The following is a 24,503-nucleotide window of genomic DNA, read 5'->3' as shown; positions in this document are numbered from 1 at the left end:
GTTGCGTCGCACTACGTTCATCGTTCGGTTCATTGGGCGGCTTTTCAGCCCAGGTACCATTGCATCTTTCCACAACATTAAACTTTCAACAAAAGAACATTGAACAGTTACAACCTGCTAAACATGTCATTAAATTAAACTGTCAGCCTGAGCTTGTCGAAGGCGTATTCGTGAAAAAGCGACTTGTATAACCCGGTTTCGATCCCGAAATTTCGGGACTCAACCTGACATTCGTTTTCTTAACAACAACAACCTGCTGCACATTGCCGCATAAAGAACAGAATGTACAAGAGTGCGACGCAAGTAAAGCCTCATAGTAGTTCACACTGCCGGGCCCATAAGTATCATTCTGCAAATAGCGCAGCTATTTGCCCTGCTTATAAAACACCAGCCCGGTATTTGATATGCCTACCGCAAGGTACTTGCTGCCATTTATATTTAACTCCTCGGCAGATTTTACATCGCCCTTTATGCTAAGGCCAGATACGGGTTGGGAAACATACGTAAAGCCACCTTTGCCATCACCGGCCAGCAGGCAACCATAGTTTGCATCAATGCTGCCCAGCTTAAGCCGGTTGTCAGTATGGTTGCCTAACAACAACACATCGGTTTTTCCATCACCGGTAAAATCGTTGGTAATGATTTTGGTAACCATAGAAAACTGTGCCTGCAAAGGCAGCAAAGTTTTTACAAATTTGCCGCCACGGTTAAGGTAGCAAACTGTACGGTTTTCAGCTACCGTAAGCTTGCCCGCTTTGCTTAATTCAGCCTCGCTGAACAACTGCTGCATGGTAGCGTCTGCATAGTCTTTATAGCTGGTAAATTTTTTACGCATGGGGTAAATCTGCTCATTCAGTTCGTCGCGGCTTACAAAAGGATAGCTTTTGCCCTGCACGTAAAAATTAAAGAAAGGATCAATAGAACCGTTGTCATCAAAATCGGCAAAATACAATTCGCCGGGCTGTTTATCCGATACCTGCACCTGCGAGTTAAGGCCCAGGTTACCGGCTATAATATCCTGCCGGCCATCACCATTCACATCAGCGAATTGCATGGCAAACCAAAAGCCGTTATCCGGCTTATCAAAGTATTCTGTAGTCCTGTCTTCAAACCCGCCGGGCAAATTGATGAATACTTTTACCGGCATAAACTCGCCGCACAGTACAAGGTCTTTGCGGCCATCATTATTAAGGTCGGCCCAGTGCGCATCCGTTACCATGCCCACCTGGTTAAAGGCGGCCGGGGTTGCAGTAAAATGGCCTTTACCATCGTTGGTAAGTAAATAGCTTATCGGCGCTACCGGGTATTTGCCAGGTACAACACGCCCTCCTATAAAAAGGTCAAGGTCGCCGTCGTTATCGTAGTCGCAAGGCTTTATGCAGCTTTTGCTGTTGGCTGTTAAATCGGGCAGGTAACTTTGGTCATATACAAAACCGCCTTTGCCGTCGCTAAGGTAAAGCTCGTCCTGCAATGCTGCCATGCCCGGCTCCCACAAAGCGTAACCGCCTTTGGCCAGGTAAAGGTCTTGCCAGCCATCGCCGTTGGCATCAAAGAAGGCAGCCGCGGCAACGGTGGATACATTTTCATCCACAAAATTCAAATCCAGCGGGGCGAATTTGCCGCCTGCCTGCTGCAAATAAATTTTACCGGCTTTATTTTTATCACCACTTATAAAAATATCATCCAGCCCATCTTTATTGATGTCGCCTTTGGCCATAATGGGCGCCGTTTTGGAATACATGAACAGCATGAGCAACTGGCGTTTAAAATCATTCTCCGTAAACTCTTCATGTTTATACTCAATAATGGCTGGCGCAGGCGTAAAATAGCTTTTGCCGGCGGTTGCTTCAACGGCAGCAGCAGGTGCGTTGCCTTGTTTTTCAACCTCCAGTAACTGGTTGGTCTGCACGGCCGTAAGCAGTTGACTGGACTGATCTGGCCACACGATTTTTACAGAATCAATTTTCTGCATGTTGCCAAGGCCAAAATGCAAAAGTGTAGATACGGAAGAAAGGTAACCACGGTTGGGGTTAACCTCCTGGTATTGCACCATGCCACCGGCATACAAATAAGCCTTGGCGCCAAGGGCGGCGGTATTAGGGGTATTATTTTTTAAACGTAAAGACAGGTAAGCGCTGTTATTTTGCTCCCGGCTGTTATTGCGGTACACAAAAGCTTCCTGGTTAATGTTGTTAATAATAAGGTCTAGGTCGCCATCTTTATCCAGGTCGGCAAAAACGGCCCCGCTGGAAATTTTCGGCTGCTCAAACCCCCATTCTTTTTGTTTGTTGGAAAAAGTAAGGTCGTGGTTGTTTCTGAAAATATAGTTGGGGTAACGCGTAACAGGCATGGCCTTAATCAGGTCCATCAATTGTATGGGCTCACGGTCAACAACTTTTCTCACTTTGTAGTCGCCCCAATACTTCAAAAAATCTTTGTTGGTATAGTCACGCAGGTAACCGTTGGTAACAAACAAGTCTTTATAACCATCGTTGTCAAAATCCGCGAACAAAGGCGCCCAGCTCCAGTCGGTGTTGGAAATACCGGCCACCTGCGCTATCTCGCTAAAGGTACCATCGCCATTGTTCAGTTGCAGCATGTTGCGCATGTATTGCTTCTGCAGGTCCTGGTCAATCATAAGCTGGTATATCTCGTAGTTTTCCTGCAACTGCAACAGTTTTTGCCGGCGGTTATCCTCGGGCAGCATATCCAGCGTAAGAATATCAGGTAAGGCGTCGTTGTTAAAGTCTGCAATATCAACGCCCATGGAAAACTGGGCCAGGTGGCGAAAACAGTCTTTTGTTTTATCGGAGAAAGTACCGTTCTTATTGTTGATGTAGATATAATCCTGCTCCGTATAGTCATTGGTTACATAAATGTCCTGCCAGCCATCCTGGTTAATGTCCGCCGTGGCTACACCCAGCCCAAACGTGAGCGGGTTTTGATGAATGCCCGCTTTTTTAGACACATCCTCAAACCGGCTGCCCTTATTTTCAAAAAGCTTATCACCAGCCAGTTCATCCACATCCCCCCGGTATTTGGCAAGTTCCAGGTTGCTTACTTTAATAACATTGTGGTTAAGCAAAAACATGTCCAGGTCGCCGTCGTTATCCATATCAAAGAATACAGCTTTGGTACCATATCCTGGGTCATCAAGGCCGTATTCCTTTGCTTTTTCCGTAAACTTTAAATTACCCTGGTTAATAAAAAGCTGGTTGCGGCGGGTATCGGCATCTACTTTGCCGGAATAGCAAATGTAAATATCCAGTAGCCCATCGCCGTTTACATCAGCCATGGTTACGCCGGTTTTCCAGCCGCCTTTACGGCCCTGCAATTCCCTGCCTGTTTCTTTGGTAATATCTTTAAACTTAAGGCTGCCCTGGTTAAGGTAAAGTTTGTTTTCGCCCATGTTGGCGGTAAAAAAAACATCTTCCAGGCCATCGTTGTTTACATCGCCAACGGCAACGCCGCCACCGTTATAAAAGTACTCGTAGGCCAGTACGTTCAGGTTCTCTGTTTCATTAATGTTGTTGCTGAAGGTGATGCCTGTTTCACTACCATTAAGCAATTGGAAAAGGGGCTGCTGCGCTATTGTTTTAACCGGGTTACACAACCATACCGCAGCGCAGAACATAACGATGGATAACTTCATTGTAAGGTTACTTGGTATCAAACTGCAATATCGTTTAAAGATAAGCAGCTACCCGAATAATACGGTTAAAAATATTGCGGCTGCCTGCGTTTTTCAACCATAGGCAGTCAGGGTTACCATCAATTTTTTTGGTGACCAGCAACGGTATTTCATGGCATCGCCTGTTGCGTCGCACTACGTTCATCGTTCGGTTCATTGGGCGGCTTTTCAGGCCCGGGTAGAAAATATCGAACAAGGAACAAGGAATGATGAAGTATGAAGCGGATGCCATTTGCACTGGATAGGCTTTAAAATGTCATGAAAACATTGCGGATAAGCTTTATTTTCCCGTTCTATAATATATTGCGTTCATACAAATAAACCCGTATAGTTTGAGAAATATCCTTCCCCTTCTGCTTTTTGCATTTAGCTGTTGTACTACGGCACATGTAAATACAACTTCTAAAATTCCTGTAGACGAACCTTTCCAAAAAATATTTACCCTATTTGTAAAGGGAAATTTTGATTTGCACCGCTTTAATGAAGATGCGTGGCACATGTTTATCAAAAGCTATTTATTGGAAGCTGATAATCTTGATGAGCGTAAACAGGTGGAGGGAATGTTATCTGGTAGGCTTTCTGCTTATGGTACTGCATATAAATCTTCTGACATTGAGGGCATTGAGAAAATGAGCTACAAAGATTTTATGAAAATGGTTACTGAACTGAAGATAGATGCAATACTTCTTGTTGACCTTAGCAAGTACACTTATAATGAACGATATGTTTACTCCCGAAATTCAACCACAAGCGTAAGAATTCCTGACGCATTATTTAAGTATTACCTTATTAAGCCGGAAAGTAAAGAGCCGGTCTGGTCTGCCTTAAGTGAAATAAAAAATAAAAGCATCTACAGTGGCAAGGCTGCGCTGAAAAGGAAAATGGCAGATGAATTAACCAGCAGCCTTGAGCAAGCTGGCTATATTAAACCAATTTCGCAATATTAATTCTACTGCTAAAATAACGTGAGTTTTGGATCTTTTATACTGATATTCAGCTATATACAACTAAAAATCAGGCAGGGCCATTCATTTTAAATGCATCATCAAGTTTAGTATGCCTTGTATAAGAAAATTCTACTGCTGAAATTACAGTAGTACAAAAGCTTAATCAAGGCGAGTGGAAGAAACGTGCTGTATATCGTTTCTTCCTTGACTTTTTTTGTTACTTTTTTGTGTCAAGACAAAAAAGTAAATAACGTTATCCAATACAGGTATGTGCGACACCCAAAGCTCACGTTGAAATAATTCTACTCTTTATCCGGGCCTGTAGATAAGGGCTGCAAAGGCGCCCAATGAACCAACCGTACACGCTGTGCGACGCAAGAGGCGAAGCCATAAAAAACAAAAGCCGGGCTCATAAAGTCCGGCTTTTTACATTTCTGCCGCCGCAGGTGCCAGAAATATCAACCCACACTGTTAGGCCACCGCGTCAAACTTTTCGGCGCAGGATTGCTGCAGGTGTGCTTTATAATCCTGCGGAATACTTTCTTCTGTCAAAAAGCTGCCGTTTGGCACGGTGGGGAATATTTCTTCGTAGCTCTTTACAGAGTTCATAAAAATGCGGCGGTAAATATGCGAACGCCGTATTTTGGAAGGGGAGTCAATACCGGCAGCGCCAATAAGCTCAACAAAACTTTCTACCGTGTTTTTGTGGTAGTTGGCTACACGTACTTTTTTGTCATCTACCACCAGGCCCTTTACCAGGTGCGGGTCCTGCGTGGCCACGCCGGTAGGGCAATTGTTTTTATTACAACGCAAAGCCTGTATGCAGCCCAGCGCCATCATCATGGCACGGGCGCTGTTGCAGGCATCGGCACCCAGGGCAATGGCCCTGACAATATGAAAGCCGGTAAACACTTTGCCGGAAGCAATTAGTTTTATTTTACCGCGTATGCCAAAACCGCGTAAGGCATTATCCGCAAAGGCCAGCGCATCCAGCAGGGGCATGCCCACAAAGTTGGAAAACTCGGGTGGCGCAGCGCCGGTACCGCCTTCAGCGCCATCAATGGTAATAAAATCGGTATAGCTGTTAAGCTCATGCATGGCTTTGCAAATGGCCAGGAACTCGCTTTTAATACCCATGCATATTTTAAAGCCAACGGGTTTGCCGCCGGAAAGTTCACGCAGCTTTTCAATAAACTTTATAAGTTCTACCGGCGTTGAAAAAGCGCTGTGCGAAGGCGGTGAAAAAACCGTAGTACCTGCTTTTACCAAACGTATGGCCGCAACTTCCGGTGTGTTTTTTACGGCGGGTAAAATACCGCCATGGCCTGGCTTGGCGCCCTGCGAAAGTTTTATCTCAATCATCTTTACGCTGGGCTGCCGGGCATTCTTGCTAAAGGCTTCGTCGGAGAAATTTCCATCTTCATTTCTTGCGCCAAAATAACCGGTGCCTATTTGCCATATTAAATCGCCGCCTTGTTTAAGGTGGTGCGGACTTATACCGCCTTCGCCGGTGTTGTGGGCAAAGCCGCCTATTTTAGCGCCGCCGTTTAAAGCCTCAATGGCATTCTGGCTAAGCGAACCAAAACTCATGGCAGACACATTCAGCACGCTTAACAGGTAAGGCTGGCTGCAGCGCCCGTCGCCCACCAGCACACGTGGGTGGTGGTCGGTCATTTTAGTAAAATCAATAGGCTGCAGGGAGTGTGTCATCCATTCATAACCTTCTGTATAAACATTTAGCTGGGTGCCAAAAGGCGTGGTATCTATCTGCTTTTTTGCACGCTGGTAAATAACCGCCCTGTCGTTGCGGCTAATGGGTGTGCCATCCGTGTCAGACTCAATAAAGTACTGGTAAATTTCCGGCCTAATCATTTCCAGCACGTAACGCATACGGCCAATAAGCGGGAAGTTTCGTTTGATGGATTGTTTCTTCTGCAGCATGTCTTTAAAACCCATGAGCATCAGCGGCCCAAACAATACAAATGCGGTAAGCCAGTAAGGGGAAAAGAAATAAGCAAGGGAAATAAACAGTAACGTAATCACAATAGATACGGAAATAAAAATCTGTCGCATACTAAGCAATTTATATGAAAGAATAAGTCACAGCTTAGTTACTATGATAGCTACAGGCAGGCCTTAATGCATACGCCGGCATGTTATATAATTGGTTTCTTATGCGCAGTTAACGGTAATGAAGTTTTACGTGTAAGCTAATGGTACGGCTTCTCGGTAAAATTCTGTATTCAAAAGCCAGCAGCAATCGTTAGTAACACTTGCAAGTTCAGCATTATTTGCAATTTCAAAAAATATTTTACCGGCTGGTGGCTTTGCAAGTGCAGGTTTGGGTTTATCATTTACCTGCTATCTTTAACGGTTATGAAAGCGTTGCTTACCATAGCCATTTTATTTATAGCCGGCATTGCCTTTGGGCAGGATACCGCGATGGTAAACCTGGGCGATTCCTCTGTGCAGGTATTAACGCGGCTTTACCCCGCTGCGGATAGCAACGGGCACAAAGGCATTTATTTTATCCACCTTCACCAGGATGAAACTACGGCACTGCAGGTTGCCCAAAGCCATTTGCAAAGCCGTTATGGCATGTTGGTTACATTGTGGCAAAGCGGGGGCCGGTTTATTTATTTTTCCGTAGGTGGTAAAACCTACATGGTTGACCCTAACCGTATTTTCTCCATGGCCGGGGCCCGCAAAAACATGAGCAAGCTGGCTTATTATAACAGCGCCGCGGGCCGGCAGGTAAAAAAACTGGCAGATACCATTTTGAATAAACTGCATAAGCCCCGCCTTGTAATTGCCATGCACAACAATAAAGATGGCAAACCGCTATCCACCCGCAACTACATTGGCCGTAAAATGTTTAGAACCCATATTAACAAAAGCATGGATAGCGATGATTTTGTGCTTACTACTGAAAGAAAAGTTTTTAATTACCTCAAAGCAAAAAACATCAGCGTTATACTGGAACTGCCCGGCGCCGGTTTTGATGATGGATCACTCTCCGCCTATTGCAACCGCAGAAAAATACCGTACATAAACATTGAGGCCCAGGAAGGCCATGCTGCCGAGCAAGCAGCTATGCTGCAGGCGCTGGATGAATTAATAGCAACTTACAACCAACATTAAAACAGCAGGGTGTATGTTGTTTATTTTTTGGGGTGTCCCCAAGCTGCGCAAGGGGTCGGGCTTTCCGCTCATACTCCGGCACAGAAGCCCTGCTGCGATGGCCTCACCGGGGTATCCGCTGCAATCCCTCACCCGAAAGACAGTTGCCGGTTACAGGTTGCAGGTTGCCGGTCTGTTGATGGGTAAAATGCTTGTAATGTGCTTGAATGATGAAGTGCAGAAGCTCTTCGATACCGCTGCTACATTAAACAGTTACCGGTTACAGGTTGCAGGTTACCGGTCTGTTGAAGTGTAAAAGGTTGATAATTTGTTTAGCTGATGAAGCTGAGGAAAACTTAGTACCTGCTGCATACATTAAACATTGAACAAAAGAACATTGAACAAAACAAAAAACCCGGCACACATTGCTGCATGGCCGGGAATAAGCTGCAAACCCCGTAAGCCGGATTCTGTTTTAAACTATCATTTATCTGGGATAAACATTGCTGTTTACCTCCTGCTGCCTACCCTGGCTCATCGAACGGGCCGTTCTCAGGCGAGCCTATACATGGCATTACAGCACCCAGGGTTTACCCATGCACTGCATTGCTGCCGTGCATCGTGAGCTCTTACCTCACATTTTCACCCTTGTTAAGCCTTGCGGCAAAACGGTTATTTTCTGTGGCACTATCCCGCAGCCTTGCGGCCGGCCGGCTCTTCACCGGTGGGTTGCCCTGTACTGTCCGGACTTTCCTCTCCGCCATAAGCGGAACGATAGCTCAGGCCCGCAGCCGCGCAAAATTAGGCTTAAATGTTTGTTTGATAACCGGGTCTGAAAAGATGCCATAAAAAAGGGGCGATGAACGTAGTGCGACGCAACAGAAGATGCCATGAAACGCTACTGTCCGTACAAAAAAAATACAATGTATGATGAAGGTAATTGGGGTTTTAAGCGATGCGCTTTAATTTCGTTGCAATAGAGCAGCGCCGATGCAGATAAAAGATTACTATGATATTTTGAAGGTTAACCCCAAGGCTTCGGGGATGGATATTAAGAAGGCTTACCGTAAACTGGCCCTGCAGTTTCACCCGGATACCAATGGCAACAGCAGGATAAGTGAGCTGCAGTTTAAAGAAATTAAAGAAGCCTACGAAGTGCTGAGCGACAAAGGCAAACGGGAAGCTTACAATTATGAGCGTTACTTTAAACAGGCTGGCGGCAGAAAAACGGAAAACAATGATGTAACCCCGGCATGGATACTGCAGCAAAGCCAGGAGCTGCAAACCAGGGTAAGCCGCACAGACCCTTTTAGAATTGACCGAGATGCCTTGCAATACCAGGTGCAGCACTTATTGTCAGAGTACAACCAACTTATGCTGCAACAGGCGGATGACAGCGCTAAAACCGCGGTAACAGAAGCGTTGCTGGCTGCCACAAAACCGCTGCTGCCGCAACAAATGAACGTTGTTGCATTACTGCTTGTTAAGGTGGCTGGCAGTAACAACGAACTGATAAAAAAAATACATGCGGAAGTTACTGAAAGAAAATGGGGCCATCTCTGGCAAAAGTATAAGCTGTGGGTTGCCTTATTCTTCGCCATACTGATAAGCTGGATGATTTACCGGTTAAAGTAGCCACATAAGCAATTCAAGCCAACAGCAATACAATCATTGCCCTCACCAATATTTTATTCATGTACTGCATCATTACTATTGTGCGTTACCCTGCATGGTTTGGCTGGGCCGGTTTTTTGTCCATGGCTTTGTTTCGTTTACCGTTATGGCTTAATAAGCAGTTTAGCTTTTATAAGCTGCTGGGCTGTGGCAAAAACGGAACATTTGATATACGGCCCGATTGGCGCCAGTGGGCGGTACTTACTGTTGGTAAGGAAAAATCCCCTGCCGGTTGCCGGCATGTTTACGGGCCACTTATTTACAATTGGTGGCGGCTGTTTAAGTGCACTGCCAGCACTATTGTGCTTGAGCCTATAGAAGGCCACGGAACATGGGATGGCAAAGCCTGTTTTGGCATACTGCCAAGGCAAACCGGTTATGATGGACGCATTGCGGTGCTTACAAGGGCAACGATAAGGTTATCACGTTTAAGAAATTTCTGGAAACATGTGGATGCGGTAGCCGGCCGTATGCGCAAAGCCGAAGGTTTTATAACATCCGCAGGTATTGGAGAAGCGCCCTGGATAAGGCAGGCAACCTTAAGCATCTGGCAGAACAAAACAGCCATGAAAAACTTTGCCTACCAAATACAGGAACATGCTGAAGTTGTGCGCAAAACAAAAAAAGAAAACTGGTATAGTGAAGAGATGTTTGTAAGGTTTAAGATTGTATCGGGCAATATGGATGAATTTGTGCTGCTATAACGGAAAGCTTTAAATATGCCGCCTCTTAACCCAACGTAAGTATACGCAATGTTTTAATGCGTAAAGCCACCTGTTTATTCCTTTCATCCTCACTTTTTCCGGCAAGGTCAAGATATTTTTGGTAAAGTCCAATGGCTTCTTCATAACGGCCATTGCTTTCCCTGGTCATTGCATCATGATAAAGATGTTCGGCTGATTTTTTTCTGCGGTAAAATATAAGTAACAAGAAAAGGGCAAGCAGTAAGGTTGAAGCAGCACTGATATAAATTACGAACGGCTGTTGCATAAAGACGGTTTATGAAGTGTCTCTTAAAATTACAAACCAAACGCAGAAGTAGGTAGGCCTCTACGCGTATAGTTATTCACATTAATCTTTTTTTATCCAGTTTGATGCCAATTTTTGTGAAATTAATAAAAGCTGACTGATTATCGGTTAGACATTGTAATGGTGCTGCCGCAAATTCATACCCCCAACCTTAAGTCTGCCATTAAAGTGTGATTAATAAAGCGGCGCTTCTTAAAACAAGTTGAAAGATGCTGTAATTGCGCATTAAATAGGTGCCGTGCGGTTCTTATTATGTTTATTGCTGCTTTACTTTGTTGCATTGTTTAAATGTTTCCCCTATCCAATATCCTTTAATTCGCAACATGTAATCCCCAATAGCAGTGTTCAACAAAGTCGCCGGTGTAGTAACCGGCGATTTTATTTTGAATAAAACATATAAAAACCAATGCGTAATAATTTCCATTACCTGTTTAAAATAATGCAGCTTTCCTTCCCCAGCACTTATAACATGATACGTATTATAACAATGGCATAATTTTTTTACTGCTATGGCAAAACAATGTTTATGAAAAAGATTATGATGCTCGCTTCAGCAGTTATTGTTTTGAATGTTGGAATAAGCCATGCCCAGATACAACAAGGTAACTGGATGGTGGGCGGCGACCTTATGGGAATGCAGTTCGGCCTTAACAAAGGTGGTGGCTACAACATACAGATTACGCCAAAACTCGCCTATTTTATACGGGATAACGTGGCTTTAGGCGGCTATACCAACCTGGGTGTTGATGGTGTAAAGGGTGGCCCCAATACCTGGACCTATCAACTGGGTTTGCTGGGCCGTTATTATGCAAACCAGGGACAGGTAGATAACCTGTTGAAGCATGGCCGTTTCTTCCTGGAAGGTAATTTTGGTTTTGGAGGCGTTTCCATTACACAGGGTGGCTCATCCAGCAATGGTGTTAATATACAGGCCGGGCCGGGATATGCGTATTTTATTACCCAAAATGTGGGTTTAGAGGCACTGTTGAAGTACGACGGCAACTTTGGTTTTGGTAATGGCGGTACTGTAAGCAGGCTTTTGTTTGGTGTGGGCTTTCAATTGTACCTGCCCTCATCCCGCGTAAAACAAATGGTAAACGAGCCGAAGAATTTATAACAACCGGTTCTTATACATAACTAATTATAAACACGACATGCATAAGCATGCCGTGTTTATAAGTACCACTATTATAATAGCCGCTTAAGTATGTCATGGGGACTTCGTTGCGTCGCAAAGCGACGAAGGAGGTTCGCCAGCGCCAAAATAAATAACAAAGCTGGCTGGCAACCACTCATCATCTGTTATTTGGGCGGCTTTTCAGGCCCTTATATAACTTCATTGCCGCGATTCATTCCCAGAATTTATCTTTAGCCCATGGAAACCAACAAAACTTTACCCATATTAAATGCAGTTGAAGTAAGGGTGCTGGGCTCCTTAATGGAGAAAAGCAAAACTACCCCGGATTATTATCCTATGACCATTAACGCCCTTACCGCCGCCTGCAACCAAAAAACCTCCCGCAAGCCTGTGGTTGATTACGATGAAACCACGGTAATGGACGGCATTAATTCCCTTAAGCAGAGAGGCTATGTTTCAACCGCTACGGGCGGGTTTAGCCGGGCCACCAAATACAAACACAACCTGGCCATAGTTTTTCCTTTTACGCCAGATGAAGTTGCCGTTATTTGTTTGTTACTGCTGCGTGGGCCTTTAACGCCCGGCGAAATAAACAGCAACTCTGGCAGGCTGTACGAGTTTGACTCACTGGAAGAAGTACAGACCGTTTTGGATAAACTCTCAACCGGCGATATAGCTTTTGTGATGCAGTTGCCAAGAAGGCCGGGACAAAAAGAAACCCGTTATGTACACCTGTTTGCCGGCACTCCTGATATAGCTGCCCTGGAAGCCGAGGAAGAACAGCATACGGCAGGCAAAAGCCCGTTGGAAGAACGTGTAACTATATTGGAAAAAGAACTGGCTGATCTGAAAGAATCTTTCAACAAACTAATGAAGGAACTGATGGGCTAAACAGGTTGCGTTAAACAATTGGCAGTGCATTCATCAAGCCTGCAACCATTTCACCGGCTTGCTGTAATTTCGTTTTTAGTTGCGCCTTATGGCACCCAACACTATGGCAAATCCCTATATATCGTTACTGCGTACCGCCTGGAAGTATGCAAGGCGTGAAAGAAAAAAATATGTACTGGTATACGGTATGTTTATACTGGCCAACATCATCTTTTCATTAAATCCTATTTTATTCGGCTGGTTTATTGGCAAAGTGCAAAACGATACGCAACGCGTATTTTATTATACCATGTTATACGTTAGCGGGTATTTTTTACTTAAGTTTTTTGAGTGGTGCCTGCATGGCCCGGCCCGCATTATGGAACGCAATATGGCGTTTCATCTCAGCCGTAACTTTTTACAGGAACGTTACCACCAGCTATTGCACCTGCCTGCCAAATGGCACCAGGACCATCATAGCGGTTCTACCATTAACCGCATAAGAAAGGCTTACGAAGCGTTGAGGGAGTTTTTCGACAAAGGTTTCCTGTACCTGTATGCCATTACCAAGTTTACTTTTTCGGTAGTGGCCATTGTATATTTCTCACCTTTATTTGGCAGTATTGCGGTAGCGCTGGGCATATCAACCGTGCTGGTAATTATGCGGTTTGATAAACCATTTATTAAGTCGTTGAACGAAGTGAATGAAAAGGAACATGCGGTATCATCTACGCTGTTTGACAGCCTCAGCAACATTATGACTGTTATTACTTTAAGGCTGGAAAAAAGCATGGAGAGCGGGCTGCTTAATAAGGTGCAGCAAATATTGAAACCTTTTCGCAAAAACGCGGTGATTAACGAGTGGAAATGGTTTGTGGCCGAAATGATGATTACACTTATCTACTGCGTGGTGGCTGCCGGCTATATTTACCAGCACTGGCAGCCTGGCCAGGTATTTCTTGTGGCCGGCCTGGTAACATTGCTGGGCTATGTAAACCAGTTTACCAGCGTATTTCAAACGGTGGCCTGGCAATATACTGAACTGGTGCAGTATCATACACATTTGCAAACTGCGGCAGGCATAAGTGAAGCCTATAATGAAAAACACAGACCGGAACTGCCCGCCGACCTTCCAACCGACTGGCGGCTGATTGAAATAAAAAAACTCAGCTTTTCGCACCGTTTAACTTATGATGATGCCTATGCGCCGCAAAGCCTGCACAACCTGAACATACGTATAGAGCGTGGTAAAAAGATTGCGTTGATTGGGGAAAGCGGCAGCGGCAAAAGCACTTTGCTTTCTTTGCTGCGCGGCCTGTACATGGCTGAACAACAAATTGAAATGCTGGTGGATGGAAAAAAATTTACACTGGACACGCTTAATGAATCTGTAACGCTGTTCCCGCAGGAACCTGAAATATTTGAGAACACCATTGAATACAACATAACGCTGGGCCTGCCTTTTAGCGAGGCTGATATTATGCAGGTTTGTGAACATGCACATTTTACCGATGTAGTAAAACAGTTACCCGAGGGCCTGGCATCTGACATACGGGAGAAAGGCGTAAACCTTTCCGGTGGGCAAAAGCAACGGCTGGCACTTGCACGTGGCATACTGGCCGCCAGGGATAGTGATGTAGTACTGCTGGATGAACCTACCAGCAGCGTTGACCCTAAAACAGAAGCGCTTATTTACCGCAAACTGTTTAACGCATTTGCGGACAAAGCCATCATTTCATCCATGCACCGCCTGCATTTACTGGAGCATTTTGATTACGTGTACATTTTGCAGCAGGGACGTATTATTGATGAAGGAAATTTTCATTACCTCCGCAACAACAGCCCGCTGTTTATGGAGTTGTGGAAACACCAGGAAAAAACAGAAAAGCAACCCCGGTAAGAGGTTGAGTTGTAAGATTTAAACAAGTACGATTTACGAAGTACTTTTTTTATGTAAGGTGTTAGATGTGGGATGTACGGTGCAAACAAGTACGATTTACCAAGTACGAAGTACTTGTTTCATGTAAGATACAATACAAGTTTGTACCCACTCACCATTCACCACTCACCATTCACCATTCACCATTCACGATTCACCACTCACTACTCACCACTCACTCCCCCCAACGGCTGGTGGAAATATCCAGTCCGGCCAGGTCCAGCATGCGGTCAACAACAGTTAAAGCTACGTCTTCAATGGTTTTAGGTTTGCTGTAAAAAGAAGGTGTGGCAGGGCATATAATTCCCCCGGCAAGGGTAACCGTTTCCATATTGCGCAGGTGTATAAGGTTGTAAGGCGTGTCCCTTACCATCAATAACAGCTTACGCCGTTCTTTCAATATTACATCCGCAGCACGTATTACCAGGTCGTCGCTGGTTCCCGCGGCAATGCGGCCCAGGGTGCCCATGCTGCAGGGTACTACCATCATAATGTTATACTTAGCTGAGCCCGAAGCAAAAGGTGCGGAAAAATCTGTTTTCTCAAAATACCGTACAGGGTAGTTTTTGTAATCCTCATTGCCCAGTTCTGTACGCCAAACTTCTTTGGCATTATTGCTCATTACCACGCTAAGTTCCTGCCACTGGGCTTGTAGCTGCAGCAGCTTTTCAATCAGCAGCTTCGCGTAAATTGAGCCGCTTGCACCTGTTATTGCTATTACAATCTTATTTGCCATACCATTAATTACAAACAAAAGTAATAACCAAATGTTGAAGCGCTGTTTGAAGAATGCCAATAAAGCTGCGGGCCTTTAACCACGGGCCAGGCAGCATTGTGCATTTGCTATAATAAGATTTCTTAGGGGGTGCCCCCAAGCTGCGCAAGGGGTCGGGCTTTCCGCTATTACTCCGGCACAAGGCCCCACTGCGAAGGCCTCACCGGGGTAACCGCTTCAATCCCTCACCCGCCGGTGCAGCCTGTTGTTTTTTTGAAGGCAGGTTGTATGCCTGATGGATAAGAACATGGCCGCCCTGCGTTTATTATGGGCAGGTAATTTAGACATGCCTCGTAGAGGCTACCTGTTTGTAGCTTAATTAAACCCAACGCATTTTATTGCCCTGTAGGGGCTGCCCTTTTTAAGCCAGGATAGCCCCTGCGGGGCAAAACATGCCACATTTTATACCTTTACAAACAGGCTATGCCTATGGCACAATAAACAGCAACCTGCCTGACTAATAGCAGCGTGTTTTTAGCCGAGATTAACCTGGCTTAATGCTTTTACAAACTTTAAAATACCAATGCAACCATACAGCTATCCATTTTTCCGGTTGTATTTTAAAATAACTTATGAAACTTAACTGGTTTATCTTTAATGCGGATTATCAAAAGCAGGGTGGTTGTAAAAAATTACGCTGTGTCACCACCGCGCCAGGGATAGAAGCGGATACCCCGCTGAAGGCATTGTGCAGGGGCTTTGTGGCGGAGTAGCAGCGGATAGCCCGGCCCGACGATAGGAGGGGGCGCCCTGAAAAAAATCAACACTATTAACTGATAAGTTTTTTTATGACAATAGGCGACTCTTTTTCACTGGCTTACCGCACCGTAAAAAGTAACAAGCTGCGTACTGCCATTACTGTGGCCATTATTGCTTTGGGCATTGCGGCGCTTATAGGCATTATAACCGCTATTGACGCTATGAACGGCAGCCTGAGGGAAAGCTTTGCTACCATGGGGGCCAACGGTTTTAGCATTGCCTACAAAGAGCGCTTTAGGTTTGATGACAATAACCGGGTGGAAAAAGAAAAAAGGGGCAAAAAACAAAAGAAGTCTAACCTGGATAAGCCTATACTGAATACCGAGGCGGAAATGTTTAAGCAAAATTTTGATTTTCCGAATGTAAAAGTGGCTATTGCCCTAAGCGGGCAGGGCGGCAACGAAATACGATACAAAGATAAAAAGACCAACCCCAACGTTAATATACGCGGCGGCGACGAAAATTTTTTGGAAGTAAACGCTTTTAAAGTTGAGGCTGGCCGCAACCTGAATAACCTGGATATACAAAGCGGACGTAATGTGTGCCTGGTGGGCAGTGATGTGGCTACCCGTTTATTTGGTGAAGGTAACGCGGCCAAAGGCGTAGATAAAGTAATTGTGGTGGGCGCCATGCCTTACCGCGTAGTGGGTGTTTTAAAAAGCAAGGGTTCCAGCGCTTTGATGAGGGCGGATAATGTTATTATTACCTCTTACAACAATGTGCGGCGCATGCAGAATGCCGCGCCATCTTTTACCCTTGGCGTACTGGCCGGCGATGTGCAGCAGATAGACGCGGCCGTTGCTGAAGCTACAGCCCGCTTTAGGGCCATACGCAAGCTGCACCCTACTGAAGATGATAATTTTGTTGTGGAAAAAAGTGATAAACTGGCCGCTACTTTTATTGGCCTGCTGGGCAGCATAACAGGGGCGGCGGCCGCCATTGGCATGATTACACTGATAGGTGCAGCGATTGGCTTAATGAACATTATGCTGGTGGCCGTAAATGAAAGAACCAGGGAGGTGGGGCTTATTAAAGCAATCGGCGGTAAAAGAAAAAATATACGTGCCCAGTTTTTGTTTGAATCTACCATTATAAGCCTGCTGGGCGCTTTAATAGGAATATTTTTAGGTGTATTGCTGGGTAACCTTTTTTCAATAGTGCTGGGCACAGGCTTTGTGGTGCCCTGGTTGTGGGTGGCCATAGGTATAATTATATGCAGCGGGGTTGGTTTGCTGGCTGGTTTATGGCCTGCCATCAAGGCATCCCGGCTTAATCCTATCGTGGCGTTGCGTTACGAGTAGCAGGCCTACTTTTTGTCAATCTCCGTTTTTTTGCCCGCCGCCATCAGCAGGTTGCTGCGGTTCATAATTTCAGTAAGCGTAGCGTTTTTTAACAGGGCTACCGTTTGGTTGCGCACATCGGCAAATACGTCTCGTATGCCGCAGGTGGCTTCGTCTTTGCATTCGTCGCAGCGTTCGTAGTAACGGTAGGTAACGCAGGGCAGCAGGGCTATGGCGCCATCAAAGAGGCGCATTACTTCCGCAATGTTTATCTCATCCGGTGTTTTGTGCAGGTAATAGCCGCCCATTTTACCTTTTTTACTGCTGAGCATGCCTGCATTGCGAAGGTCAAGCAGGATGGCTTCCAAAAACTTACGCGGTATATTCTCGCTTTCGGCAATGCGGCTTATCTGAACAGGCTCCCTTTTGTTATCCGTGTATTCCTTGGCCAGGAACACAAGGGCGTTGATGGCATATTTAGTTTTCTTAGATATCATTGGGCGTAAAAATAAGTAATCCGAACCACGATTTTAGCCTGATGTTCAAGACCATGATTTTATCCACACTAAGCTGGTTAACGGGGAGGAATGCCGGTAAGAGGCAGACGGCTTTGGTAGAAACCTGTTGTTGTTGGCATTAAACGCTAAAAACATTCCGTCCCGTTCACAACCGAACATAGAACTGTCCGTTTTCGCACACTTTTTAAAGCCCGGTACGCTAAAAGCCTTGTTATCAGTTGCTTTTGCAGTTGGCATGGCTGTTGGTTTTGCTGTAATGCAGAATAATTATTAATTGGTTACCGGCGTAACTTTTTTATAACTGGAACGTACCACTGCATAAAAGCATAAAAACACATTTATGAAAAAACATTTTCTCTTTGCGGCAATAGCCCTTATGAGTGTAAGCCTGAAGGCGCAATCAACTAACGAAGAACCTTATCTTACAAAGTCGCTTGCCAATCAAACAGTATCCAACGTTAAAGTAGAAACCAGCGGCGGCAGCATTTCAGTTAGCGGCGTGGCAACGGGGGAAGCCCGCCTTGAAATGTATGTACGCGGTAATAACGGCAACGATAAATTATCCAAAGAAGAAATTAAAGAAAGGTTGGAAGAGTATTATGATGTAAACATCAACTTTAGCGGTAACAAACTTTCTGCTATTGCAAAGAACAAGCATTCTAATATGAACTGGAAGAAATCGCTGAGCATTTCCTTCAGGATATATGTGCCGAAAAATGTTTCTACCAACCTTGCAACCAGCGGCGGCAGCATTAAGCTGCTTAACCTTTCCGGTACACAGGAATTTGCAACCAGCGGCGGCAGCCTTCATGTAGATGGCGTTAGTGGTAAAATTGATGGCGCTACCAGCGGTGGCAGCATTAAAGTGCTTAACAGCCAGGATGATATTGAACTGGCTACCAGTGGCGGCAGCATAGAAGCCTCAGATTGTAAGGGCACCCTTAAGCTGGCTACCAGCGGCGGCTCGCTTAAACTGAATAACCTGAGCGGCACCATTGAAGCCGGCACCAGTGGCGGCAGTGTAAGTGGGGGCAACATAAGCGGCAAGCTTTCTGCACATACCAGCGGTGGCAGCATAAGGCTGTCTGACCTGGCCTGCAGCCTTGAAACTGCTACCAGCGGCGGCCACATAACCGTTGGCATTAAACAACTGGGCGAGTATGTAAAAATCAGCAACTCCGGTGGCAATGTAGATGTAACGCTTCCTAAAGACAAAGGCCTAGACCTTGCACTGCGTGGCGACAAAATAAAAGTATCGCCAATGAACAATTTCAGCGGGTCTACAGATGACGACAGGATTGACGGTAAATTGAACGGTGGCGGTGTTCCTGTATCTATAAAAGCAGACGGAAGGGTAAGTATTACGCTGGAGTAAATCTGCCCTGCCTGTAAGTAATACAACAAACATTGAATGGTCAATGGTGATGGCGCTGTTGCCATTTGTCCATTGACCATTCATTATTACCATTGATTTATCATTGACCATTCATCATTCACCAACATGCTAAAGACTTATTTTAAGATAGCCTGGAGAAACATCAGCAAAAACAAACTCTATTCTGCCATCAACATATTAGGGCTTACCATTGGTATTGCCGCATCTATACTTATTGGTGTTTATATTTTAAATGAGCTTAGCTACGACAGGTTTAATGTTAATGCCAACCGCATAGCACTGGTTACTATGGAATATGGTGGCAATGGTGAAGTAAATACCGCGGTTACTACCGGTACAAAAGTAGGCCCACAGTTTAAGAGAAGTTTCCCGGCTGTAGAAGATTATGTACGTACCATGAAGGGCCAGGCTGTTCTTAAGTACGGAGATAAGCAGTTTGAAGAAAATGAATTTCTTTACGCGGATGCTTCGCTGTTCAATATTTTTTCTTTCGGTTTTATAAAGGGTAACAAGGCAACAGCGCTGGATGCGCCGGATAAAATAGTTGTTACCCAAACCCTTGCCCGTAAATATTTTGGTAACGAAGATGCCTTGAACAAATCAATAACCATCAGGGAAAAAGCATATACCGTTTCTGCCATTGTAAAAGATATCCCTCAAAACTCGCAGTTGCGTTTTGACTGTGCGGTGGCTTTTGACAACCTGGGTAAAAGCGTAGTGGAAGAGCAGTGGTGGACAGCCAACTATCTTACCTACCTGCTTTTAAACAATGGGCAACAGTTGCCCGTTTTGCAAAACCAGGTAGAGGCTTTTATGAAAACATCCCAGGTTCGCCAGGAAGCGGGGCTTGATGACGGCTCTTACCTAACCTACCACCTGGAACCGTTAACCCGTGTGCACCTCTACTCATCCTTTAGCCCGGATGGCAGCATTACCTATGTGTACATGTTTGGTGTAGTGGCCTTGCTGATATTGCTGATAGCCTGTGTAAACTATACCAACCTGGCTACCGCGCAATCTGCCGGCCGCAGCGGCGAGGTTGGCATGCGCAAAGTAATGGGGGCCTCTAAAAAACAATTGTTCTGGCAGTTTATAGGAGAGTCTCTGGCGCTTACTGTTATAGCCACGCTGCTGGCTTACATGCTTAGTGTTTTGCTGTTGCCTTATTTTAACCAGGTTACAGGCAAGCAGTTTGAAACCGCTGATTTGCTGCAGCCGGCAATAATGCTGGTAGTTGTATTGGTAGTGTTGCTGGTTAGTGCACTGGCAGGCGCTTATCCCGCCTTGGTGCTGGCCGGCGCCGGCGTAATAGATGTTTTAAAGAAAGGGTTTAATTTCTCAGGGGGTAGTTCGGTTTTCAGAAAGTCGTTGATTGTTGTGCAGTTTGCCATATCGGTATTTCTTATAGCTTACACAGTTATCATATTGCAGCAGATGCGCTATATACGCGGCAAAAACCTGGGCTATAATAAAGAGCATGTATTGATATTGCCGGTAGATGGTAAAATGCGCAGCGACTATGCATCGCTTAAGCAGGCCATTGCTTTGCAGCCGGGCGTGCAAAGTGTAAGCGGCGGCTATGAATCTCCGGCATACATTAACTGGGGCGACGGCATTACCTCAGACGAAGGCGCCGGTAAAAAAGGGATTACCATAACTGCTTTGCCGGTAGAGCTGGATTTTATAAAAACGCTGGATATGAAGCTGGTGGCCGGCCGTGATTTTCAGCAAAACGATTTCGCTTTGATGGATACATCCAATAACGGCGCAAATTACCAGTATAGTTTTGTGTTAAATGAAGCCGCTGTTAAGGCCCTGGGCTTTACGCCCGGCGAGGCTTTGGGCAAACGTATATTCAAGGGCGCACCCGGCATTATTACAGGTGTGGTTAAAGATTTTCATTTCCAATCCCTTCACCAGCAAATTACCCCGCTGGTTATGTTTTTAAGTAACGATTTTGTGCGTGAGTTTTACATACGCCTTAAGCCGGGTAATGTAAGCAATATCATTACAGGTCTTGAGCAACTATGGAAACAGCGTGTGCCACACCGCCCGTTTGAATACCATTTTCTTGATGAAGATTACAACAACTTATATACCGCCGAGCAAAGAACATCTTTATTGTTCAGTATAGCTGCGGGCCTTGCCATAGTGCTTGCTTGTCTTGGCCTCTTTGGTCTTGCCGCTTTCAATACCATTAAACGCACAAAAGAAATAGGTATAAGAAAAGTGCTGGGTGCTAACATGGTTAACATAGCATGGTTGCTGTCTACAGACTTTGTAAAACTGGTAGCGATAGCCATTGTAATAGCCTTGCCTGTTTCCTGGTATGTTGCCGGTAAATGGCTGCAGGATTTTGCTTTTCGCATATCAATGCAGCCATGGGTGTTTATCATAACGGCGGCGGCCTGCGTATTAATTGCTTTGGCAACAGTAAGCTATCATGCCGTTAAAGCATCTTTAATGAACCCGGTGAACAGTTTAAAAGACGAGTAAGCGTACAGGTAGTGTAATGTTCTTTTGTTTGCGGTTTGATGTTGTGAGGATTTTTTTGGACCCGGGCTTGGTTGCTACTATTAAGCCCCGGTTGTGTCACTCACTTGTACTGAGGCAATTCTATTCAGCAATTGCCGCAGTAGCCTGCCCTGAGCAAAACGAAGGGCCTTGTACGCTATGCAGCAATGTGCAGCAGGCTGGTGAGGTTTAAAGTTCCGTCTTAAAATCTATCCGGGCTGAAAAGTTGCCCAATGAACAGAACGATGAAGTGCTTGCGACGCAACAGCCGATCCCATAAAATACTGTCGCTGGTATCATAGTCTGAATAGTCATTAAACAAGATGTTTGATGAACATTGAATATTAAACTTTGAACAATCAAACAATATTCCCTCATGATAAAGAACTATTTGAAAATCGCGTTCAGGAATTTGATGAAGTACAAATTCATATCCTTCATTAACCTTTTTGGGTTAACGGTTGGGCTTACCTGCTGCTTGCTCATTTCAACTTATATCATCAATGAGTTGAGCTATGATAAATACAACAACAAAGCTGAAAACATTTACCGCTTTACCCGCATTTTCAGGAACTCGGAAACGGGCGTTGTGTCGCTGCATTTAGGAACATTGGCACCGCCCTTTGGGCCGCTGCTGAAGAATGATTTTCCGCAGATACAAAAGATGACGGTGCTGCTTCCTTCTGGTACAACCACGCTGCAGTATGGCGACAAAATATTTAATGAGCGTAACAGTTATTTTGCAGATGAGAATTTCTTTGGCGTTTTTAAACTGAATATGCTCAAGGGAAATTCCGCCACAGCACTTAAGGAGCCCTACAGCGTTATGCTTAACGAGGAAATGGCCCGGAAATACTTCGGTAACGAAGAGCCTCTGAACAAGATGGTGAAATTTGATAATACGCAAAGACCGTTCAGGGTAACAGGTGTGTATGAATCTTTCCCGGCTAATTCGCATATTCATCCGTCTATCATGTTCTCGTTTAACACTCTTAGGGATACGGCCATATACGGAGAGGAAAATCTTCGTACCAACTGGGGCAACAATTCTTTTCTTACCTACGCCGTGTTGCCGGATAATGTTGATGTGCAAAAAATGGAAGCACAGTTTCCCGCTTTTCTTGACAAGGTAATGACACAACCCGGCGATAAAGTAAAACCCTCCAAGTGGACAGCGCTTACTTTGCAAAAGCTTACTGACATTCACCTCAAGTCGCACCTGGATTATGAAGCAGAAGAAAACGGCGACATTAAACGGGTATATATTTTTTCTGCCATCGCACTTTTTATATTGCTGATTGCCTGCATTAATTATATGAACCTTTCAACGGCACGCTCTGCCTTAAGGGCCAGGGAAATTGGCATACGTAAAGTAGTGGGTGCGGAAAGAAAAGAAATAATTGCACAGTTTTTAAGCGAGTCTGTTATTATATCTTTTATAGCTATGCTGCTTGCATTGGCATTAACGTACTTTGCATTGCCCTGGCTTAATAAAGTATCTGGTCAAACACTTTCATTTGCTGTATTGTTTAAAGGGTTTATTCTTTTATGCCTTTTGCTTGTACCGGTTGTTGTTGGCTTTGTTTCCGGTATTTATCCCGCGGTATTTATGTCATCCTTTCAGCCGGTAAAAGTTTTAAAGGGGATGATGAAGATAGGTGGCTCCACTGTTTCCTTCAGAAAGGTTTTGGTTACCGTGCAGTTTGCCGTATCTATTATTCTTATTATCAGTACAGGTGTTGTTTTTCAGCAGTTGAAGTACATGCAGCAAACATCGCTTGGGCTGGATAAGGACCATGTGCTTACAATAAGTTACAATACGCGGCTGGATAATGCTTATGAATCTTTCCGCACATCATTGCTGGCAGATGCCCGTGTTACCAATGTAACCCGCTCATCCCGCATACCTTCCGGCCGTTTGCTGGATGCACAGGGTTCTGAAATGAGCCGCGGCGATTCACTGGCACCAACCAACGCAGACATTAAATACGTAGCAGTTGACCAGGATTTTATCAAAACCTACAACATCAAAATGGTGGAGGGCCGTAGTTTTTCCCGGTCATATGGCACAGACAGCTCTTCGTTTATATTGAATGAAGCGGCGGTAAAAGCATTGGGCTTAAAATCTGCTTCAGAAGCCGTAGGCAAAGATTTTCGTTATGCCGATGTAAGAGGAAAAGTGGTGGGCATTATGAAAGATTTTCACTTTGAATCCATGCGGCAGGCAATAGTTCCATTAATACTGATTGTACCCGCAGGCAACGGGAATTACGGAAGCATCTCGGTTAAAATTTCAGGGGGCAACATTGCAGGCGCCATTAATCATATTGAAAAAGTATGGAAGCAGTTTTTGCCTGAAGCGCCGTTTGATTACAGTTTTGTAGACGAGCGTTACGACCGCCTGTACGAATCTGAGCAAAGGCAGGGCACCATCTTCACCGTTTTTGCAGGCATTGCTATTTTTATTGCATGCCTTGGGTTGTTCGGTCTTTCTTCCTTTACCATTACACAGCGCATAAAAGAAATAGGCATACGCAAGGTACTGGGTGCAAGTGTTGGCAGCATCGTTCAATTGTTATCAAAAGACTTTTTAAAGCTGGTAGCAATCGCCGCTGTAATAGCGTTTCCTGTGGCGTGGTATGCCATGCACCAGTGGTTGCTTGATTTTGCGTACCGCATCAGTATCCCCTGGTGGATGTTTGTTGTAGCTGGCATAATTGCGGCGTTGATAGCATTGGTTACAATTAGTTTGTTAACGGTTAAAGCTGCAATGGCAAATCCCGTAAAGAGTTTGAGAACGGAATGATGTACCGGTAATGCAAGGTAGACAGTTCATTAGTACGGCGGAAACAA

At 45.0% G+C, this 24,503-nt stretch carries 18 protein-coding genes and 1 other RNA gene; 13 read left to right on the top strand and 6 right to left on the bottom strand.

The genetic code is table 11. The annotated features are described in order from the left end of the window. Positions 1 to 364: 364 nt before the first annotated feature. A complete protein-coding gene (locus F0364_RS08655; protein WP_153797377.1) occupies positions 365 to 3,652 on the bottom strand; it encodes a VCBS repeat-containing protein in 3,288 nt (1,095 codons plus the stop codon). A gap of 371 nt (positions 3,653 to 4,023) precedes the next feature. On the opposite strand from F0364_RS08655, the gene F0364_RS08650 reads away from it, so the two are divergent. Continuing rightward, positions 4,024 to 4,638, top strand: a complete 615-nt coding sequence (locus tag F0364_RS08650; protein ID WP_153797376.1) for a hypothetical protein — start codon at positions 4,024 to 4,026, stop codon at positions 4,636 to 4,638. Positions 4,639 to 5,109: 471 nt separating this feature from the next. On the opposite strand, the gene F0364_RS08645 is transcribed toward F0364_RS08650, so the two are convergent. Then, complete coding sequence (locus F0364_RS08645; protein ID WP_153797375.1) at positions 5,110 to 6,711, bottom strand: FMN-binding glutamate synthase family protein; 1,602 nt, start codon at positions 6,709 to 6,711, stop codon at positions 5,110 to 5,112. 303 nt (positions 6,712 to 7,014) lie between these two features. Here F0364_RS08645 and F0364_RS08640 point away from each other — a divergent pair, with 303 nt between their 5' ends. After that, positions 7,015 to 7,779 carry a hypothetical protein gene (locus tag F0364_RS08640; RefSeq protein ID WP_153797374.1) on the top strand — a complete coding sequence of 255 codons (765 nt, stop codon included), beginning with the start codon at positions 7,015 to 7,017 and terminating at the stop codon, positions 7,777 to 7,779. A gap of 13 nt (positions 7,780 to 7,792) precedes the next feature. Then, a complete protein-coding gene (locus tag F0364_RS08635) occupies positions 7,793 to 8,074 on the top strand; it encodes a hypothetical protein (protein WP_153797373.1) in 282 nt (93 codons plus the stop codon). Between the two features lie 127 nt (positions 8,075 to 8,201). On the opposite strand, the gene rnpB is transcribed toward F0364_RS08635, so the two are convergent. Continuing rightward, positions 8,202 to 8,549, bottom strand: an RNA gene (gene rnpB, locus F0364_RS08630) — RNase P RNA component class A. A 199-nt stretch (positions 8,550 to 8,748) separates the two neighbouring features. Between rnpB and F0364_RS08625 the strand changes: the two genes are divergently transcribed. Both F0364_RS08625 and F0364_RS08620 read left to right on the top strand, forming a co-directional pair. After that, the gene (locus F0364_RS08625) at positions 8,749 to 9,393 is read left to right on the top strand and encodes a DnaJ domain-containing protein (RefSeq protein ID WP_153797372.1); all 645 of its coding nucleotides are present in this window, start codon (positions 8,749 to 8,751) and stop codon (positions 9,391 to 9,393) included. 59 nt (positions 9,394 to 9,452) lie between these two features. Continuing rightward, positions 9,453 to 10,136 (top strand): DUF3291 domain-containing protein, encoded by a 684-nt coding sequence (locus tag F0364_RS08620; protein ID WP_153797371.1) that lies wholly within the window; start codon positions 9,453 to 9,455, stop codon positions 10,134 to 10,136. A gap of 25 nt (positions 10,137 to 10,161) precedes the next feature. Here F0364_RS08620 and F0364_RS08615 read toward each other — a convergent pair whose 3' ends face one another. Continuing rightward, entirely contained in the window at positions 10,162 to 10,422 is a 261-nt protein-coding gene (locus F0364_RS08615) for a hypothetical protein (RefSeq protein ID WP_153797370.1), read from the bottom strand. A 565-nt stretch (positions 10,423 to 10,987) separates the two neighbouring features. Here F0364_RS08615 and F0364_RS08610 point away from each other — a divergent pair. From F0364_RS08610 to F0364_RS08600, 3 genes are all read left to right on the top strand, one after another. Continuing rightward, positions 10,988 to 11,578: a hypothetical protein gene (locus F0364_RS08610; protein WP_153797369.1), complete on the top strand. Its 591-nt coding sequence runs from the start codon at positions 10,988 to 10,990 to the stop codon at positions 11,576 to 11,578. Between the two features lie 258 nt (positions 11,579 to 11,836). Then, positions 11,837 to 12,490 carry a YceH family protein gene (locus F0364_RS08605; RefSeq protein WP_153797368.1) on the top strand — a complete coding sequence of 218 codons (654 nt, stop codon included), beginning with the start codon at positions 11,837 to 11,839 and terminating at the stop codon, positions 12,488 to 12,490. A gap of 88 nt (positions 12,491 to 12,578) precedes the next feature. Further along, positions 12,579 to 14,369, top strand: a complete 1,791-nt coding sequence (locus F0364_RS08600; protein ID WP_235921034.1) for an ABC transporter ATP-binding protein — start codon at positions 12,579 to 12,581, stop codon at positions 14,367 to 14,369. A 214-nt stretch (positions 14,370 to 14,583) separates the two neighbouring features. Here F0364_RS08600 and F0364_RS08595 read toward each other — a convergent pair whose 3' ends face one another. Then, positions 14,584 to 15,144 carry a UbiX family flavin prenyltransferase gene (locus F0364_RS08595; RefSeq protein ID WP_153797367.1) on the bottom strand — a complete coding sequence of 187 codons (561 nt, stop codon included), beginning with the start codon at positions 15,142 to 15,144 and terminating at the stop codon, positions 14,584 to 14,586. A 611-nt stretch (positions 15,145 to 15,755) separates the two neighbouring features. Here F0364_RS08595 and F0364_RS08590 point away from each other — a divergent pair. Both F0364_RS08590 and F0364_RS08585 read left to right on the top strand, forming a co-directional pair. Next, positions 15,756 to 15,896, top strand: a complete 141-nt coding sequence (locus F0364_RS08590; RefSeq protein WP_153797366.1) for a hypothetical protein — start codon at positions 15,756 to 15,758, stop codon at positions 15,894 to 15,896. Between the two features lie 75 nt (positions 15,897 to 15,971). Then, entirely contained in the window at positions 15,972 to 17,243 is a 1,272-nt protein-coding gene (locus F0364_RS08585) for an ABC transporter permease (RefSeq protein WP_153797365.1), read from the top strand. A 5-nt stretch (positions 17,244 to 17,248) separates the two neighbouring features. Here the strand turns inward: F0364_RS08585 and F0364_RS08580 are convergent, their stop codons facing one another. Continuing rightward, positions 17,249 to 17,719: an RrF2 family transcriptional regulator gene (locus F0364_RS08580; protein WP_153797364.1), complete on the bottom strand. Its 471-nt coding sequence runs from the start codon at positions 17,717 to 17,719 to the stop codon at positions 17,249 to 17,251. A gap of 361 nt (positions 17,720 to 18,080) precedes the next feature. Between F0364_RS08580 and F0364_RS08575 the strand changes: the two genes are divergently transcribed. The 3 genes from F0364_RS08575 to F0364_RS08565 all read left to right on the top strand — a co-directional run bounded on the left by F0364_RS08575 (position 18,081) and on the right by F0364_RS08565 (position 24,456). Continuing rightward, positions 18,081 to 19,115 (top strand): DUF4097 family beta strand repeat-containing protein, encoded by a 1,035-nt coding sequence (locus F0364_RS08575; protein WP_153797363.1) that lies wholly within the window; start codon positions 18,081 to 18,083, stop codon positions 19,113 to 19,115. 126 nt (positions 19,116 to 19,241) lie between these two features. Then, the gene (locus F0364_RS08570) at positions 19,242 to 21,632 is read left to right on the top strand and encodes an ABC transporter permease (protein ID WP_153797362.1); all 2,391 of its coding nucleotides are present in this window, start codon (positions 19,242 to 19,244) and stop codon (positions 21,630 to 21,632) included. A gap of 394 nt (positions 21,633 to 22,026) precedes the next feature. Beyond that, entirely contained in the window at positions 22,027 to 24,456 is a 2,430-nt protein-coding gene (locus tag F0364_RS08565) for an ABC transporter permease (RefSeq protein WP_153797361.1), read from the top strand. Positions 24,457 to 24,503: the final 47 nt, after the last annotated feature.

Origin of the sequence: Foetidibacter luteolus (assembly GCF_009650435.1) — a bacterium.
GTDB lineage: Bacteria > Bacteroidota > Bacteroidia > Chitinophagales > Chitinophagaceae > Foetidibacter > Foetidibacter luteolus.
The sequence above is the reverse complement of the archived record's forward strand: the minus strand, read 5'-3'. Positions and strand labels throughout refer to the sequence as shown.